At 69.7% G+C, this 14,271-nt stretch carries 10 protein-coding genes; 2 read left to right on the top strand and 8 right to left on the bottom strand.

Features of this window, described 5'->3' with window-relative positions:
* Positions 1-284: 284 nt before the first annotated feature.
* The 8 genes from AQJ54_RS45550 to AQJ54_RS02355 form a co-directional block, all read right to left on the bottom strand.
* Positions 285-728, bottom strand: coding sequence for a hypothetical protein (locus tag AQJ54_RS45550; protein WP_159055498.1), 444 nt, complete (start codon positions 726-728; stop codon positions 285-287).
* On the bottom strand, positions 728-5,419 hold the full coding sequence (locus AQJ54_RS02385) for a putative T7SS-secreted protein (protein WP_062233395.1): 4,692 nt from the start codon (positions 5,417-5,419) through the stop codon (positions 728-730). The genes AQJ54_RS45550 and AQJ54_RS02385 overlap by 1 nt, the downstream gene beginning before the upstream one ends.
* Positions 5,419-6,009, bottom strand: a complete 591-nt coding sequence (locus tag AQJ54_RS02380) for a hypothetical protein (protein WP_062233392.1) — start codon at positions 6,007-6,009, stop codon at positions 5,419-5,421. The genes AQJ54_RS02385 and AQJ54_RS02380 overlap by 1 nt, the downstream gene beginning before the upstream one ends.
* The gene (locus AQJ54_RS02375) at positions 6,006-6,356 is read right to left on the bottom strand and encodes an SseB family protein (protein ID WP_342781923.1); all 351 of its coding nucleotides are present in this window, start codon (positions 6,354-6,356) and stop codon (positions 6,006-6,008) included. The genes AQJ54_RS02380 and AQJ54_RS02375 overlap by 4 nt, the downstream gene beginning before the upstream one ends.
* 99 nt (positions 6,357-6,455) lie before the next feature.
* Entirely contained in the window at positions 6,456-7,529 is a 1,074-nt protein-coding gene (locus AQJ54_RS02370) for a hypothetical protein (RefSeq protein WP_062233389.1), read from the bottom strand.
* A 109-nt stretch (positions 7,530-7,638) separates the two neighbouring features.
* Positions 7,639-8,580 (bottom strand): N-acetylneuraminate synthase family protein, encoded by a 942-nt coding sequence (locus AQJ54_RS02365; protein WP_062023691.1) that lies wholly within the window; start codon positions 8,578-8,580, stop codon positions 7,639-7,641.
* A gap of 14 nt (positions 8,581-8,594) precedes the next feature.
* Positions 8,595-9,860, bottom strand: coding sequence for an N-acylneuraminate cytidylyltransferase (locus tag AQJ54_RS02360; RefSeq protein WP_062023689.1), 1,266 nt, complete (start codon positions 9,858-9,860; stop codon positions 8,595-8,597).
* A 329-nt stretch (positions 9,861-10,189) separates the two neighbouring features.
* Positions 10,190-11,614 carry a DUF6716 putative glycosyltransferase gene (locus AQJ54_RS02355; protein WP_062233385.1) on the bottom strand — a complete coding sequence of 475 codons (1,425 nt, stop codon included), beginning with the start codon at positions 11,612-11,614 and terminating at the stop codon, positions 10,190-10,192.
* Between the two features lie 198 nt (positions 11,615-11,812).
* Here AQJ54_RS02355 and AQJ54_RS02350 point away from each other — a divergent pair, with 198 nt between their 5' ends.
* A complete protein-coding gene (locus tag AQJ54_RS02350) occupies positions 11,813-12,799 on the top strand; it encodes a glycosyltransferase family 2 protein (RefSeq protein ID WP_062023685.1) in 987 nt (328 codons plus the stop codon).
* A complete protein-coding gene (locus AQJ54_RS02345; protein WP_062233382.1) occupies positions 12,799-14,142 on the top strand; it encodes an alpha-2,8-polysialyltransferase family protein in 1,344 nt (447 codons plus the stop codon). The genes AQJ54_RS02350 and AQJ54_RS02345 overlap by 1 nt, the downstream gene beginning before the upstream one ends.
* Positions 14,143-14,271: the final 129 nt, after the last annotated feature.

Below are 14,271 nucleotides of genomic sequence, written 5' to 3'. Positions count from 1 at the left end.
AGTCACTGATCAGAACCCCACCTGCGGTGAGCATCATGGACCCCCACCTCGAGCCCTCCTGGAAATTTCGATGTCATCCTGGAGCGCGCTGAGGCGCGGAGGCGTTCTTGAGTCATCCAGGACGACAACGTGCAGTCGGTCCCCGATCTGGGGCGAATCTGCACCATCCCACCAAGAGGGATGCTTTCTGAGGTCTACGAATCCCTCGAACCCCTGCGCCTCCACCATCACGCCGACCGTACTGACCAGCGTGATCACGACATCGAACTCATCGTTACTCATGCTCATTGCGCCATAGAAAAAGCTAGATACTCATACTCCTCTTGGAAGAAGGCCACAGCCACTTTCTTGTCACGGGAAACAATGACCAGGTCGTTACCGATGGCCAGGCGAAGCTCCCGTACCCAATCTCCGTCATCCACTTCACAGTCAAGCCACGGGAAAAAAACCAAGCCGGTCCTGCAATAAAATCTTTTCCCGACACCTGAGTCATGGGCGAATTTTTCGATCCATCGATCGACCTTGTCTTGGACCTCGTCATCAATTCGCGAGTCCGGCGAGGAATCGGAACGCATCCATTCAGAAACCTTCAGACGCACCCAGTCAGGAATCTCATCATCTTGCACGTATCCAAGTGTGCGTGCACCCGTAAGTGACTCTGCAATTCCAGAAGCCTGCTCTTCTTCCCTTCTCCGCTGCAACTTCAACCGCAGCTCATTGCTAGCCACTAACTTTCCCCAGGGTAGTAGAAGTGATGCTTCTCTCCGACCTGCTGATAGCGTCGACCCATCATATTTTCCGTAAGCTCGCCCAATTTCGGCTGCCCCGCATGAAAGTGCGGATTCGGAGCGTTCGGGTCCCTCGTATGCTCCACGACAACCCGTATACCCTCGGGCGTTTCATACTGATAGTAACGCCCATGAGAACCAGGATTCGGATCGTACACGTAGTTGCTGACCCGGTGGCGCTGTGCGGGATCATCACCGACGGTCCACTGCCGAGAAGGCTGTTGGCTGCGTGGGACTCCGGCCCTGTCCTTCGCCGCGTTGAATGCCTCTTTCCGATTGGCGAAATCCAGATTGCACGGTGCCAGTCCCAGAGGATCGGTCCAGGTGTGGGGGTTGTGCACGTAGACACTGGGGTTCGGGGCGGGGCCGATTCCGAGAGGGTCCGTGGTGGTGTACCGGGCCGTCTCGGGGTCGTAGTGGCGGAAGTAGTTGTAGTGCAGGCCCGTCTCGGGGTCGTAGTACTGGCCCGGGAAGCGCAGTGGGGTGTAGGCCGTGCTGTCGGCTGCCCACGCTGTTGCGCCCCACAGGGTGCTTCTCTTGCGCCAGGCGATCTCGCCCTGTTCGTCGATGAGTTCCGTCGGGGTGCCGACCAGGTCCGTGACGATGGCGAAGAAGCGGGAGTCGATCTCCTGTTGCGGGGCCTCTGCCGACGTGATGCGTTCCGTTTGGGACAGGGGGTGCAGGCCCTGGTGGTCCCAGGTCAGGGTTACCGGGTGGGGGACGGAGGAGGAACTCGTCGTCTGTTCGCAGAGCGTTGTGCCGTCCCAGGTGAAGTCCACCTGTTCCAGGACTGATTCGCCGTCCGGAGCCAGGCGTTGTTTCGCTGTGCGGCGGCCCAGGGGGTCGTAGCGGTAGCGCCAGCGCGTGCCGTCCGGAGTCGTCACCGACGTCAGGCGGTCCTCCGCGTCCCACTCGTAGCGCCACGTGTCCGGCTTGCGCGAGAGGCGGGTCTTCTGGCGGAGGGTGATGCGGCCCGCTTCGTCATGTTCGTAGCGGACGGAGCCGGCTCGGGTGATGCGGGTGCCCGCGTACTCCCGGGTGCCGGTCGATTCGCTGCCCGGGTGGTCAGTCGGCCAAGAGGCGGACGTCTGGTTGCCCGCCTCGTCATACGCGTACGTCTCCGTCCAGTTCGCCGCGTGGACCGCCGTCACACGGCCCACCGCGTCCAAGTCGAAGCTGCGCCGGCCGTTCACGTCCTCGATGGCCGTGAGGTTGCCGTCGGAGCGGTAGGTGTACGTGCGGTGCTGGAGGCGGGTGCCTGCCCGGCCCACCAAGTCCTGTTTCGTCAGGCGGCCCAAGGGGTCGAAGGACTGCGTCAGGGTCACCGACTCGCCTATGTGGCGCGTCAGTTCACGGCCCGCCTCGTCGTGCGTGAAGGTGAGGGGGCGGCCCGACACCACCATGGCAGTGGGGTTGCCCGACGCGTCGTACGTCCACGTCGTCGTCGCAGCGGTGGGAGTGGTGCGGCTGGTGCGGCGGCCCAGCACGTCATAGGTGAGGGTGAGCGCGCGGCCGTTCACCGTCTCCGAGAGCACGCGGCCGACTGCGTCCCTTCCCCAAGTCACCCTCGCGTCCGGGCTCGTCGCCCCCGCCAAGGCGCCCGACATGTCGTACGCGTACGTCGTAACCGCCCCGGCCGCGTCCTTGCGGAGCACCTGCCCCAGGACGTCCCGCGTGAAGTGGATCGACTCGCCGGAGGCCGTGGTGCTGGAGGTCAGTTGGCCCGCCGCGTCGTGGGTGTACGTCAGCGTGCGGTCGTCGAAGTCCGTCTCCGAGATCAGGCGACCCGCCGCGTCGTAGGTGTAACTCCATGTCATGCCCTGTGGGTTCACCACCTGTGTGAGGCGTAGTTCCGTGTCGTGTGTGAACTCGTGGCGGACGCCGTCCGGGCCCGTGCGGGCGGCGAGCAGGTCGAAGTGGGTGTATTCGTAGCGGGAGACCGCGCCCGACGCGTCCGTGTGGGCTGTGCAGTTGCCCTCTCCGTCGTACGTCCAGGATTCCGTCGTGCCGTCCGCGGCCGTACGGCGGTACAGGCGGCCCTCCACCGTCCATTCCAGGTCCGTCACCGCACCCGTCGGGTCGGTGATCCGGACCGGGCGGCCGAAGGCGTCGCGTGAATAGCGGGTCACCGCGCCCAGGGGGTCGGTGATCTCCAGCGGGAGGCCTGCCGCGTCGCAGCGCACACGCGACACGTTGCCGAGGGCGTTGGTGACCGATGCCAGGTGGCCCCGGTCGTCGTACGTGAAGCGGGTCGTCGCGCCCGAGGCGTCCGTCACGGCCGTGCGGTTGCCGTACTCGTCGAACTGCTGCTCAACTCGCTTGCCGTCCACGCCGGTCACCGTGATCGGCAGGCCCTGGGCGTCGTACGCGACGCTCGTGTAGTGGCCGTCCGGGCGGATCGCCAGGACCGTGCGGCCCGCTTCGTCGTAGGTGTAGCTCACCGTTCGGCCGAGTGGGTCGGTGACCGTGAGGGGGCGGTGGGCGCGGTCGTGGGTGGTGCGGGTGGTCGAGCCGTCCGGGGCCGTCACCGCGGCCACCTGGACGTTCTTGGTGATCTCGTAACGCGTGCTGTGGCCCAGGGAGTTGACCGCCGTGACGATCCGGTGGCCGGTCGTCGGGTCCGGGTCGCCGTAGGTGTACGTGTAGCTCAGGTGGCCCGCTTCGCCGCCCTGCGAGACACAGCGGTCCTCGTCGTCGTAGGCGTAGTGGTACGAGGAGTTGTTCGTGTCCGTCCAGGCGGTGATCCGGCCGAGCGTGTCGTTGGTGAAGCGGGTGGGGAGGCCGGAGGACTTCGTCACCGTCGAGAGGTGGCCTCCGGCGTCGTAGCCGAAGCGGACCAGTTCGATGGCGTCATCGGGACCGGCGGCCAGGTGCAGGGCCGTGATCCGGTTCTCGGACCGCTCGATCCGCAGGTCGTAGCCGGCCGAGTGCACGATCCCGGTCGGGGCGCCCTCGTCGTCGTACTCGAACGTCAGCCACTGGCCGGAGCGGTCGATGATCTGGGAGAGCAGGGCGATGCCGTTGCCGTCGCCGCCCGGTCCGGCGAAGTCCCAGACGCGACCGGCCACAGGGTCGGTGACCGTGTAGTCGCCGTACTCGTCGACCGTCAGGGGGTGACCCTCGCCCGCCAGCGGCAACACCGGCACACCGGGAGCCGGGTGCGGATACGCCAGCAACGAGCCGTCCTCGCGGACGAGGACGACCCCCTCGGCGTCGATCTCCAGGCGCTGGTCGGCCGTCGACGTCCAGCACGGGCCGAACCAGCGGCCCGCCCGGTACGACGACTCGAACTGGCGGGTGAAGACCAGGGGAAGCCGTGCCGGGAGCGATACGTCCGTCTGGGGCAGCGACATGCGGCCGGTGGCCATGTCGATCGGGTCGCTGCCGAACACCTTGCACTTCAGTTCCCGGGCCACGTCCATGAGCCCGCGACGCGTGCCGTTGCGCGCCGCTCCCGCCGCCGCGTCCTTCGCCGCCCCCCGCAACGCGTCCTTCAGCGCCGCCCGGCCCACACCCCCCGCGCCCTTCCCGCCGATCAGGTTCGACGCCAGGTACCCCATCGCGTCCCCGGGATCGCTCGACCACCCCGTCCCCAGGATCGACATCGGCAGGCGCTCGGGGTGGGCCGCCGTGCCCACCAGCCCTGCCAGCAGCATGGAGGAGTTCTTCGACCACTCGCCGGGGTGGGTGAGGTTGTAGGGGTCCAGCGGGTTCACCGTGCGGGCCAGCTTCAGGACGTCCGTGCCGCCCCGCACCAAACCGCCCAGGACGTGGACCGAGTTGAGCTGGGTGCCTACGAACAGGTCCGCCGCGTCCGCGCCCACGCGGTCGGTGAACTCCGGCTTCGGTGGGGCGGATTGCAGGGCGGCGGCCACCTTGCGGCGGGCGTCCTGCGCCATGTCCGTGCGCTGGCGGCGGGCGTGGGTCAGGATCTCCTGTGCTTCCTCGCGGCCCGCCGTCCCGGGGTCGACGAAGTCGCTCGGTTTCGTGGGCTTCACGCCCGGGTCGCCGCCCGCCTCGGCGGTCGCGTTGTAGCGGTCGGCGGCCTGGTTGTACGCCGACACCTGTGCCTCGTACGTGTCCGCCGCCCGCCGGGAGGCGTCCTGCGCCGCCCGGTACGTCTCGATCGCCGCCCGCGCCCGCTCCTGCGCCCAGCTCACCGTCTCCGCGTACGACTCCAGCGCGCCCGCCGCCGCCGTACACGCGTCCGCCGCCGTCAGCCACTGCTTCGGCTGGACGTCGAACTTCGCGCGGAACGCGTCCGCCGCCCGGCCGCGCCACTCGCCGGGGTCGAGGGAGCGCATGCCCTGGCCGACGTTCTCGAAGGCCGCCGCGAACTTCCGCAGGTGACCTGCCCGTTCGCGGAGGGCACCCGCGCTGCCGTGGATCAGTTCCCTCGGGTCCTCGGTCTCGCCCAGGGCGCGTTCCGCGACCGTGCCGCCCAGGCGGTTGTCGACGCTCTCGCCGAAGTCGCGGACCTTCTCGGCCGCGCCGTCCGCGCCCACGTCCGACAGCAGCCCCGCCGCCTTGTCCGTGCCCCAGCCGACCGCCTCGCCGACGCCCTTGTTCAGGCCCTCGGCCGCGCTCTCCAGACCGTCGCCGAAGTCGTCGACCAGGTCACCGAAGCCCATCAGCCCTCACTCTCGGCCGAGTCGGGCGGTCCGCCCCACTGCCAGTCCGTCCGCGGATCGAGGAACGCGTCCGGTGTCACCGTCGAGGTCGACACGTCCTCCGCCGCCTGCGACCAGGCCGCCTTCACCTCGTCCTGGCCGGACGTGAAGGACTCCGCGCTGTAGTCCGCGTGCGCCACCTGGGACAGGGGGTTGTCCTTCAGCGTCTCCGACCAGGAACGTTCCTTCACCTCGTCGGGAGAGAGGTACGGGTTGCCCGTACCCGCGGTCCACACCGTCTTCAGGGTGTCGGAGACGTACTGCTCCTGCTCGTGGTAGATCCCCGCCGACAGGCCCAGCCGGCCGGCGAACTCGTTCGCGTCCTGCATCAGGGAGCGCACTCCCCAGCCCCAGCGGTCGCAGAAGTCCCCGAAGACCTGCTGGAGGCCGTCGTCGCCGACCTCCAGACCCGTCATCGAGAGGTCGCCGAAGCCACGGCCCAGGTTCGCCTCGATGTCGAAGCCGAACTCCTTCAGCTCCGCCATGGCCTGGTTGATGCCTCGGGTGATCCGTTCCATCGCCTCCGGATCGACCTGGTAGCCGTCGCTCACGCTGCCGATTCCCCCGTGTCGACTGCCACCCTGTCCGGCACGATCCCCGTCACCGGCGGCAGGACGAATCCCGCCTCGCTGCCCGCGTCCACCGCGACACCGGTCGGCCCGTCGACCCTCGGGACCACCTGGTCCAGCAGACGCGCGCCGTACACCGGCACCCATGCGGGTACGTCCTCGCCTCTCGCCTCGGCGAACCGTTCCAGCGCGGTGACGTCCGTGAACGCAAACAGCCAGCGGATGCCGCCCGCCTCCGCCGACAGCAGCGCGCCGTCGACCACCGGAACGAGGAGCTCCCTGCGTCGGAACTCCCCCACGACCTCCCGCGGTTCGTCCACTCCAGCCATCCCCCGTCGCATCTCTCATCGAAGATCGCACAAGCGAACGACGATGCTAGACGATCCGGCTGAGAGCCGCCCTCGGTGTTTCAGACAACGGGTGCTGGTTCAGACAACCGGTGCCACCGACACCGCCGACAGCCGGTGCACATCCTTCGCCGAACCCGTGACGCCCGACAGGAAGCCCTGCGCCCGGGGGGACGCCGTCTCCGTCAGCCAGTCCGGGTCGATGTCGCAGACCGAGACGCGGACCTCCGTGCCGGCGAGGGCGAGGGGGAGGGTGTGGACGACCGTGGACGGGAAGCTGAGGATCGTACGGCCGATGGGGCCCCGGCGGGCGATCAGTTCGAGGGGGAGGTCGGGGCGGACGATCTCCAGGCCCGTCTCCACGGCCAGCCGGTGGAGTTTGTCGGTCGCCTCGCGGCGGTGGGCGAAGTACCGGGTCGCGCCGTGGGTCTTGGCGAGGCCGGTCACCGCCTCCAGGTAGCGGTCGGCGTCCACCACGCCCGTCTCCACCAGTGACGTGCCCACCATGTCCGCGCCCTTGGTGATGCGGGGCGGGCCGAAGCGGGCGCGGGTCCAGGCGAAGGCGTTGACGGACACGGTCACTCCCGCCGGAGTCTCCGTCATCGGCATCGAGGAGAAGATCTCGACTCCCCGGCCCTCCCCCGGCGTCAGGCGCTTGCGGGCCGCCGCCGAGATCGGGGCGAAGGCGAGGTCGCGGGGGCTCGGGCGGCCGCCCTTGCGGTGCCAGCGCACCAGGCGTTCACCGCGGGCCAGTTGGGCGACGAACTCCATCGTCGCCGTGCCGTCGTCGACGACGACCAGGTCGGGGGCGCGGGTGATGGTCAGGAGGAGCTGTACGTAGCGGGAGAAGGGGTCGCCCAGGACGACACGGTCGGCCCTGCGGAGCATGCCCGCCAGGCCGCCGATGGTCTGGAAGGGGGCCCCGGGGCCGCCCCTCGCCTCCTCCCAGCGGACCTCGTGGGCCTCCTCGCGGGCGAGTTCGGCCATCCGGCGCAGCTGGCCGCGGGTCATGGGGTCGGTCGGGGACAGCACGACGAGGGTGAGCTCGGCGCCGGGCGCGTGGGCGTGCGCCCACTCCAGCACGTTCAGGAGCTGTACCGGGCTCTCGACGAACGCGAGGGTGCGGGGGCCGGTGTTCCCGGCGCGGGGGCTCATCGACGTACGACCGTCCCGTCGTAAGGCGCTCATGAGAGGCGCGTAAGCAGTAGGCGCGCCGGGTCCTCGGAGGGAGCGAACCGCCTCCGAGGACCCGGCACTTGGTGGATCAGACCGAGACCGGCTCGCCCGCCGCCGCGGCGATCTCCGCCTCGGCGACGACGCCCGTGACGCGGCGCAGCTTCTTCATCGGGCCGAGCTCGGAGTCGTAGACCTTCTTGACGCCGTCGCCCAGGGAGGCCTCGATGGTGCGGATGTCGCGCACCAGGCGCTGAAGGCCCTGCGGCTCGACCGACGCGGCCTGGTCGGAGCCCCACATCGCGCGGTCCAGGGTGATGTGGCGCTCGACGAAGGTGGCGCCCAGGGCGACCGCGGCGAGGGTGGTCTGGAGGCCCGTCTCGTGGCCGGAGTAGCCGATCGGGACGTTGGGGTACTCCTCCTGGAGCGTGTTGATCACGCGCAGGTTGAGCTCCTCGGCCTTGGCCGGGTAGGTCGAAGTGGCGTGGCAGAGAAGGATGTTGTCCGAGCCGAGGACCTCGACCGCGTGGCGGATCTGCTTCGGCGTCGACATGCCGGAGGACAGGATGATCGTACGGCCGGTGGCGCGCAGGGCGCGGAGCAGCTCGTCGTCGGTCAGCGAGGCGGAGGCCACCTTGTGGGCCGGGACGTCGAACTTCTCCAGGAAGGCGACGGCCTCGGTGTCCCACGGGGAGGCGAACCAGGCGATCCCCTTCTCCTTGCAGTACTCGTCGATCTGGCGGTACTCGTCCTCACCGAACTCCACACGGTGGCGGTAGTCGATGTACGTCATCCGGCCCCAGGGGGTGTCGCGCTCGATGTCCCACTGGTCGCGCGGGGTGCAGATCTCGGGGGTGCGCTTCTGGAACTTCACGGCGTCGCAGCCGGCCTCGGCGGCCACGTCGATGAGCTTGAAGGCGTTCTCCAGCTCGCCGTTGTGGTTGATGCCGATCTCGCCGCAGATGTAGACGGGCTGACCGGGTCCTGCGATGCGCTCGGTACCGAAGGTGCGCAGACGGGAGTTGACAGACATGGCGGGTGATTTCCTTACTTGGTGAGGGAGTCGAGAGAGGGGCCGAGGATCCAGCTGGCGATCTCTCGGATCGCGCCGTCGCCACCGGGGACGGTGGTGACCGCACGGGCGGCGCCGCGTACCACGTCGTGGGCGCTCGCGACCGCCACGGGCCAGCCCACGAGGGCGAAGCACGGGAGGTCGTTGACGTCGTTGCCGACGTAGAGCACGCGCTCGGGCGCGATGCCCTGCTCCTCGCACCACTGCTTGAGGGCGAGGTCCTTCCGGTCGATGCCGTGCAGCACGGGGATCTTGAGCTTCCGTGCGCGGGCGGCGACGACCGGGTTCTGCTCCGTGGAGAGGATCAGCATCTTGAGGCCCGACTTGCGCAGGGCGGCGATGCCGAGTCCGTCGCCGCGGTGCACGGAGACGAACTCCTTTCCATCGGCGTCGATCAGCACCCGGTCGTCGGTCTGGGTGCCGTCGAAGTCCAGGACGACCGCGTCGACGTCCTCGAAGGACGGGAGCGCGCCGGGGCGGTCCGCGTCGAAGAGGGGGGCCAGCGCGCGGGCGCGGGCCAGGTCGTGCGGGTCGTCGATCTCCAGCACGCGCGCGGGGTCGGTGCGCACGAGTTCGGTGCGGCCGAAGAAGCGGTGCTGGTGCTTGCGGAAGCCGGGCGCGTCCATGGCGTAGGCGGCGCCGGTCTCCAGGAGGTCCTGGGGGCGGTCCTGGCGGCGGGGGCGGAAGGACTTGTCGTGGTTGACGCCGTAGCCGCCGCCGACGGCCGCCTCGGTCTCGGTGACGGTGCCGGCGGTGGCCTCCGTGTCGGCGTCGCGCCAGATGAAGCCGTGGAAGGGGGCAACGGTGACGGCCGTGTCGGCGCCGTTCTCGACGATCGCGGAGGCCACGCCGTCGATGTCCTCCCGGACGACGAAGGGGCTCGTGCACTGCACGAACACGACCACGTCGACGGCGGAGCCGTGCAGGGCCTCGTGGGCGTCCATGGCGTGCAGCACGGCGGCCTCGGAGGTGGCGGTGTCCCCGGCGATGGCGGCGGGGCGCAGCACGACCTCGGCGCCGGCCGAGCGGGCGGCGGCGGCGATGGCCTGGTCGTCGGTGGAGACGACCACGTCGGTCACCAGGCGGGTGGCCCGGCACTCACGAACGGCCCGGGCCACCAGCGGGACGCCGCCGACGGAGGCGAGGTTCTTCGCGGGCACGCCCTTGGAGCCGCCACGCGCGGGAATCACGGCGAGCACCCGGCGCACGGAGGCACTCCGGCTCGTCTGCGGGTTGGACATGGGGTCTGCTCCTCGGAAAGGGGCGTGGGAGGTGGTCGCGGCGTCGCGGGAAGGGGCGGGGGTGGCGTTCACGGGGCCGCCGAAGGAGCCGCCATAGGACGTGCTCGCGGCGTCCCGGGAAGGGGCGGGGGTGACGTTCACGGGCCCGCCGAAGGGGCCTCCGGGGGACGTGCTCGCGGCGTCCCGGGAAGGGCCCTGGGAGGCGTTCCCGGGACCGCTGGACGGGCCGTGGGTGGCGTTCGCGGGCCCCCCGAAGGAGCCGCCGTAAGACGTGCTCGCCGCTCCCCGGAACGGCCCGTGGAACGTGTTCGCCGTGTCGCGGAAGGCGTTCACAGTTCCCCCATCCGACGGATCACCGGGGCCACCCGCTGCACCCCGTGCCGGTACGCGCCGCGGGCCGCGCGGCGGACGATCTGCCGTACCGGGCCGGGCTCCCTGTCGGCGGCGGGGGCGCCCGGCAGCGGTGTGCCGTCGGGGCCGAGGTGGTGGCGGGCGAGGATGCCGGGGAGGTAGCCGGGGGCCGTGACGGGTGTGTAGTACGGGGTCAGCGGGGGCAGTTCGGGCGAGGCCAGCAACTTGGCGATGCGTTCGCGGGCCGCGTCGAAGGCATGCCCGTACGTGCCTCCCCCAGACTCCGTCCGGGAGGTGCCCCCAGCGACGACGCCCTGCCGGGCCACCCACTCCTCGTCGGGCACCGGCCGGTGTCCGGCGTCGAGCTGGTCCCAGGAGGCGAGGCAGCCGGAGCCCACGAAGTGGTGGTTGCCGAGCACCTCGCGCACGCCGAGGTCGGTCAGGACGACCGTAGGGATACGGCGGTGCAGGGACTCCAGGGCGGCGGTGGAGCTGATGGTGACCAGCAGGTCGGTGTGGTCGAGGACCTGGCCCATGTTCCCGTACACCAGCCGGAAGTTGGCCGGCGGATCGAGCCGCTGGACCAGCTTCTGGTACGGCAACTCCTCGATGTGGGTGGTGTGTTCACCCGGCCTGGAGCGGAGCTTGAGCAGCACCTCGCGCTCGGGGTGCAGCCGTGCGTGCCGGACCAGCCGCTCCAGCAGGTAGGTGCGGTCCCTGCGGTTGTCGGGCACCGAGGGCTGGACCGCGAACACCACGGTGTACGGGGTGTGTTCACCTTCGTAGGCCGTCCCGCCGAGGAACGGCAGGGCCACCTCGGTCACCGCGGAGGCGTCGGCGCCCACCCCTTCGTACACCGCGCGGAAACGCTCGGCGTCCTGGCGGGAGTTGGCGAGGACGAGGTCGGCTCCGTGCCGCAGGAGCAGGCCGTCGGCGAGCTTCTCGTAGACGACTCCGACATAGCCGGTGACGACGACGGGCCGCTTCCGGGATTCGGGCCCCTTCTCGGGACCGGACCCCTGCTCGGGACCGGACCCCTTCTCCAGGCCGTCCCAGACCCGCGCGAGGCCGTGCAGCATCGCCTGGACGCCGCCGCCGACCAGGGCCAGCACCACGATGTCGTACGACGTCTCGGCCATGGCGCGCAGGAACTCGACGGCGGTGACCTCCCGCAGCGAGTCCGCGCGCACGCCCACCTCGTCGAGCTGGCGCGCGGTGGGGGTGGCACGGCCGCGCAGCAGGAATCCGTCCAGCGTGCGGCCGACTTGCGCCCCGCCTCGCGAGGCGGTTTCCATGGACGGATCGGGGGCGATGCGGTCGGCGGTCAGCGCACCCCATTTCCAGCGGGTGTCGGAGTCCGCGAGGACGGCGATACGAAGGGACTTCGGAGAACTTGGCGGCACGGGGAAGACGCTAGGAATCAATTCCAAGGTCCGGCCCAACCGCGAATCAACGAAAAGTTAACAACACCCCACCGAGAGCCGAACTGGCCCGCCGGAGCCCGGGAAGTACACGGGATGCACCGATCCGACACATCGAGTTCACCCGAAGTACCCTTTCCGTAAAGTTCAGCTGCCGGACCGCCTTCTAGCGTTTCTCGGGTGCCTAAGCTCTCCGTCATCGTGCCGTTCTACAACGTGCAGCAATACGCCCCGGACACTCTCCGAAGTCTCCGTCTGAATGCCCGCCGGGATTTTGAGTTCGTGCTGGTGAACGACAAATCCAAGGACGAAACTCCGGCCATTCTCGACCGCGCGGCCGAGGAGCTCTCGGACGTCGCCCAGGTGCAGGTGCTGCACCACGAGACGAACGGCGGGCTCGCCACCGCGCGCAACACCGGCCTGGACGCGGCCCGGGGCGAGTACCTGACCTTCCTGGACGGTGACGACTGGCTCGCGCCGGGTTACCTGACCGAACTGGTCACCGCCATCGAGGAGTTGGGCTGCGACTTCGTCCGCACCGACCATGTGCAGACGGTGGCGCGCGCCCGGACCGTGCACCGGGTGCCGATAGGGCGGCGGAACGAGGTGCTGAACCCGCGGGAGGCGATCCTGCCCGCCGACCGCTCGACCTCCGTGGACTACGCGTACGCGTGGGCCGGCGCCTACCACCGCCGGCTGCTCGACCGGGGTCTGCTGCACTTCACCGACGGGCTGCGCACGGCCGAGGACCGGCCGTGGATCTGGAAGCTGCACCGCGAGGCGGAGTCGTTCGCCGTGCTGAGCCTGCTCGGCGTGTTCTACCGGCGCGGGGTGGCCTCCTCCCTCACCCAGATCGGCGACGCCCGCCAGCTCGACTTCATCCGTGCCTTCGACCAGGTCATCGAGGAGACGGCGGCGGACCCGGACGCCGACCGGCTGCTGCCGAAGGCGGTGCGCACCTACTGCGCGATCATCGCCCACCATCTCTCCGACGAGTCCAAGTGGGAGCCCTCCGTGGCCCGGCAGCTGCGGACCCTGAGTGCGGCGGCCGTCAAGCGGATGCCGCAGGACATGCTCGGTGACGTGCTCAACACCATGGACCTGGACCGCTCCGCCAAGCTGCGGCGGCTGCGGCGGCGGGTCACCACGACTAAGGCGGTCGCGTGATGTCCCGGTCCGGTTCCCCCACGACCCAGATCTTCTGTGCCTCGACGCTGTACGGCGCGGTCACGCTGGCCGCCGCGATCGACTCGGACCTCTTCGACGAGGCCGGGCGGCGGGTGCTGCTGGTGTTCAACAACACCGCGACACCGGAGATCTCGACACCGCTGGACGAGATGCCGGGCTTCGCGCCGCTGCGGGACCACTTCGACGAGGTGCTGTCCTGGAACGAGGCCATCCGCCCCTTCCACCCGGGTTCCTGGGCTCCGCGCCCCGACGACATCCCCCTCTTCGAGCGCTATCTGCGGCTGCTGTGGGATCTCGGCGAGGACCGGGTCGAACTGGTCCTGGAGTCCCTCCAGGTCGCCCCGGCCCTCACCGTCGCCCAGATCTTCACCGGCGCCCCCGTCGACGTGTACGCGGACGGCCTGATGAGCTACGGCCCCACCCGCAACAAGCTCGACCCGCTGGTCGGCACCCGGGTGCGCCGTCTGCTGCACCTGGACCTGATCGCGGGTCTCACGCCGATGCTGCTGACCGAGTTCGACGTGCCGCCGGTCGTGGTGCCGACGTCCGCTTTCCTCAAGGCGATGGGGGAAGTCACCGCGTCGGTCGAGGAGTTGCCGCGGGTCCCGGAGGAGACGGCCCTGCTGCTCGGACAGTACCTCTCCGCGCTGGACATCCTCTCCCCCGAGGAGGAGGAGGACCTGCACGTACGGATGCTGGAGGGGGCGGTCGCCAAGGGGCACCGCTCGGTCGTCTTCAAGCCGCACCCGAGCGCACCGGCCCGCTTCAGCCGCGCCCTGGAGGCCGAGGCCGAGCGGCTGGGCGTCGAACTCACCGTCCTGGACGTGCCGGTGCTCGCCGAGGTGCTGTTCGAGAAGGCCCGGCCGGCGCTGGTCGTGGGCTGCTTCTCCACCGCGCTGTTCACGGCCTCGGCCCTCTACGACCTGCCGGCCGCGCGGATCGGCACCGAGCTGCTCCTCCAGCGGCTGACGCCGTACCAGAACAGCAACCGTGTCCCGGTTGTGCTGGCGGACGCGGTGCTGCCGGACCTGGAGGGTCGCCGCGGCGAGGAGGCGCTGTCGGTGGACACGCTCAACGAGCTGATCCCCGCGCTGAGTTACACCCTTCAGCCGAAGATCTACCCGCCGCTGCGTCCGGTCGCGGAGCGCTATCTCTCGAAGCATTTCGGCCCGCGCTCCCGCCGCTACTTCCGCAAGAAGCGGCTCACCGCGCTCGGTCTGCCCGGCGGCATTCCCGGCCGGCTGGCCTTCCTGCCCCACAACGCGACCGCCCGCCGGGTGGTGCGCCGGGCACGGGCGCTGAAGAAGTCCGTGCAGCGGTAGCGGTTGCTCCGCGAGCGGCCGAGGTTGCTCCGAGGGGCCGGGAACAGTGCGGGAATCCTGTCCGTCGCCCAGGTGAACCCTTGGAGAGAGCTGGGCGAAGAGCGATCTCGTCGAACAGAAGTACTCATG

This window comes from Streptomyces griseorubiginosus (genome assembly GCF_001514195.1).
Classification (GTDB): Bacteria; Actinomycetota; Actinomycetes; order Streptomycetales; family Streptomycetaceae; genus Streptomyces; species Streptomyces griseorubiginosus.
The sequence above is the reverse complement of the archived record's forward strand: the minus strand, read 5'-3'. Positions and strand labels throughout refer to the sequence as shown.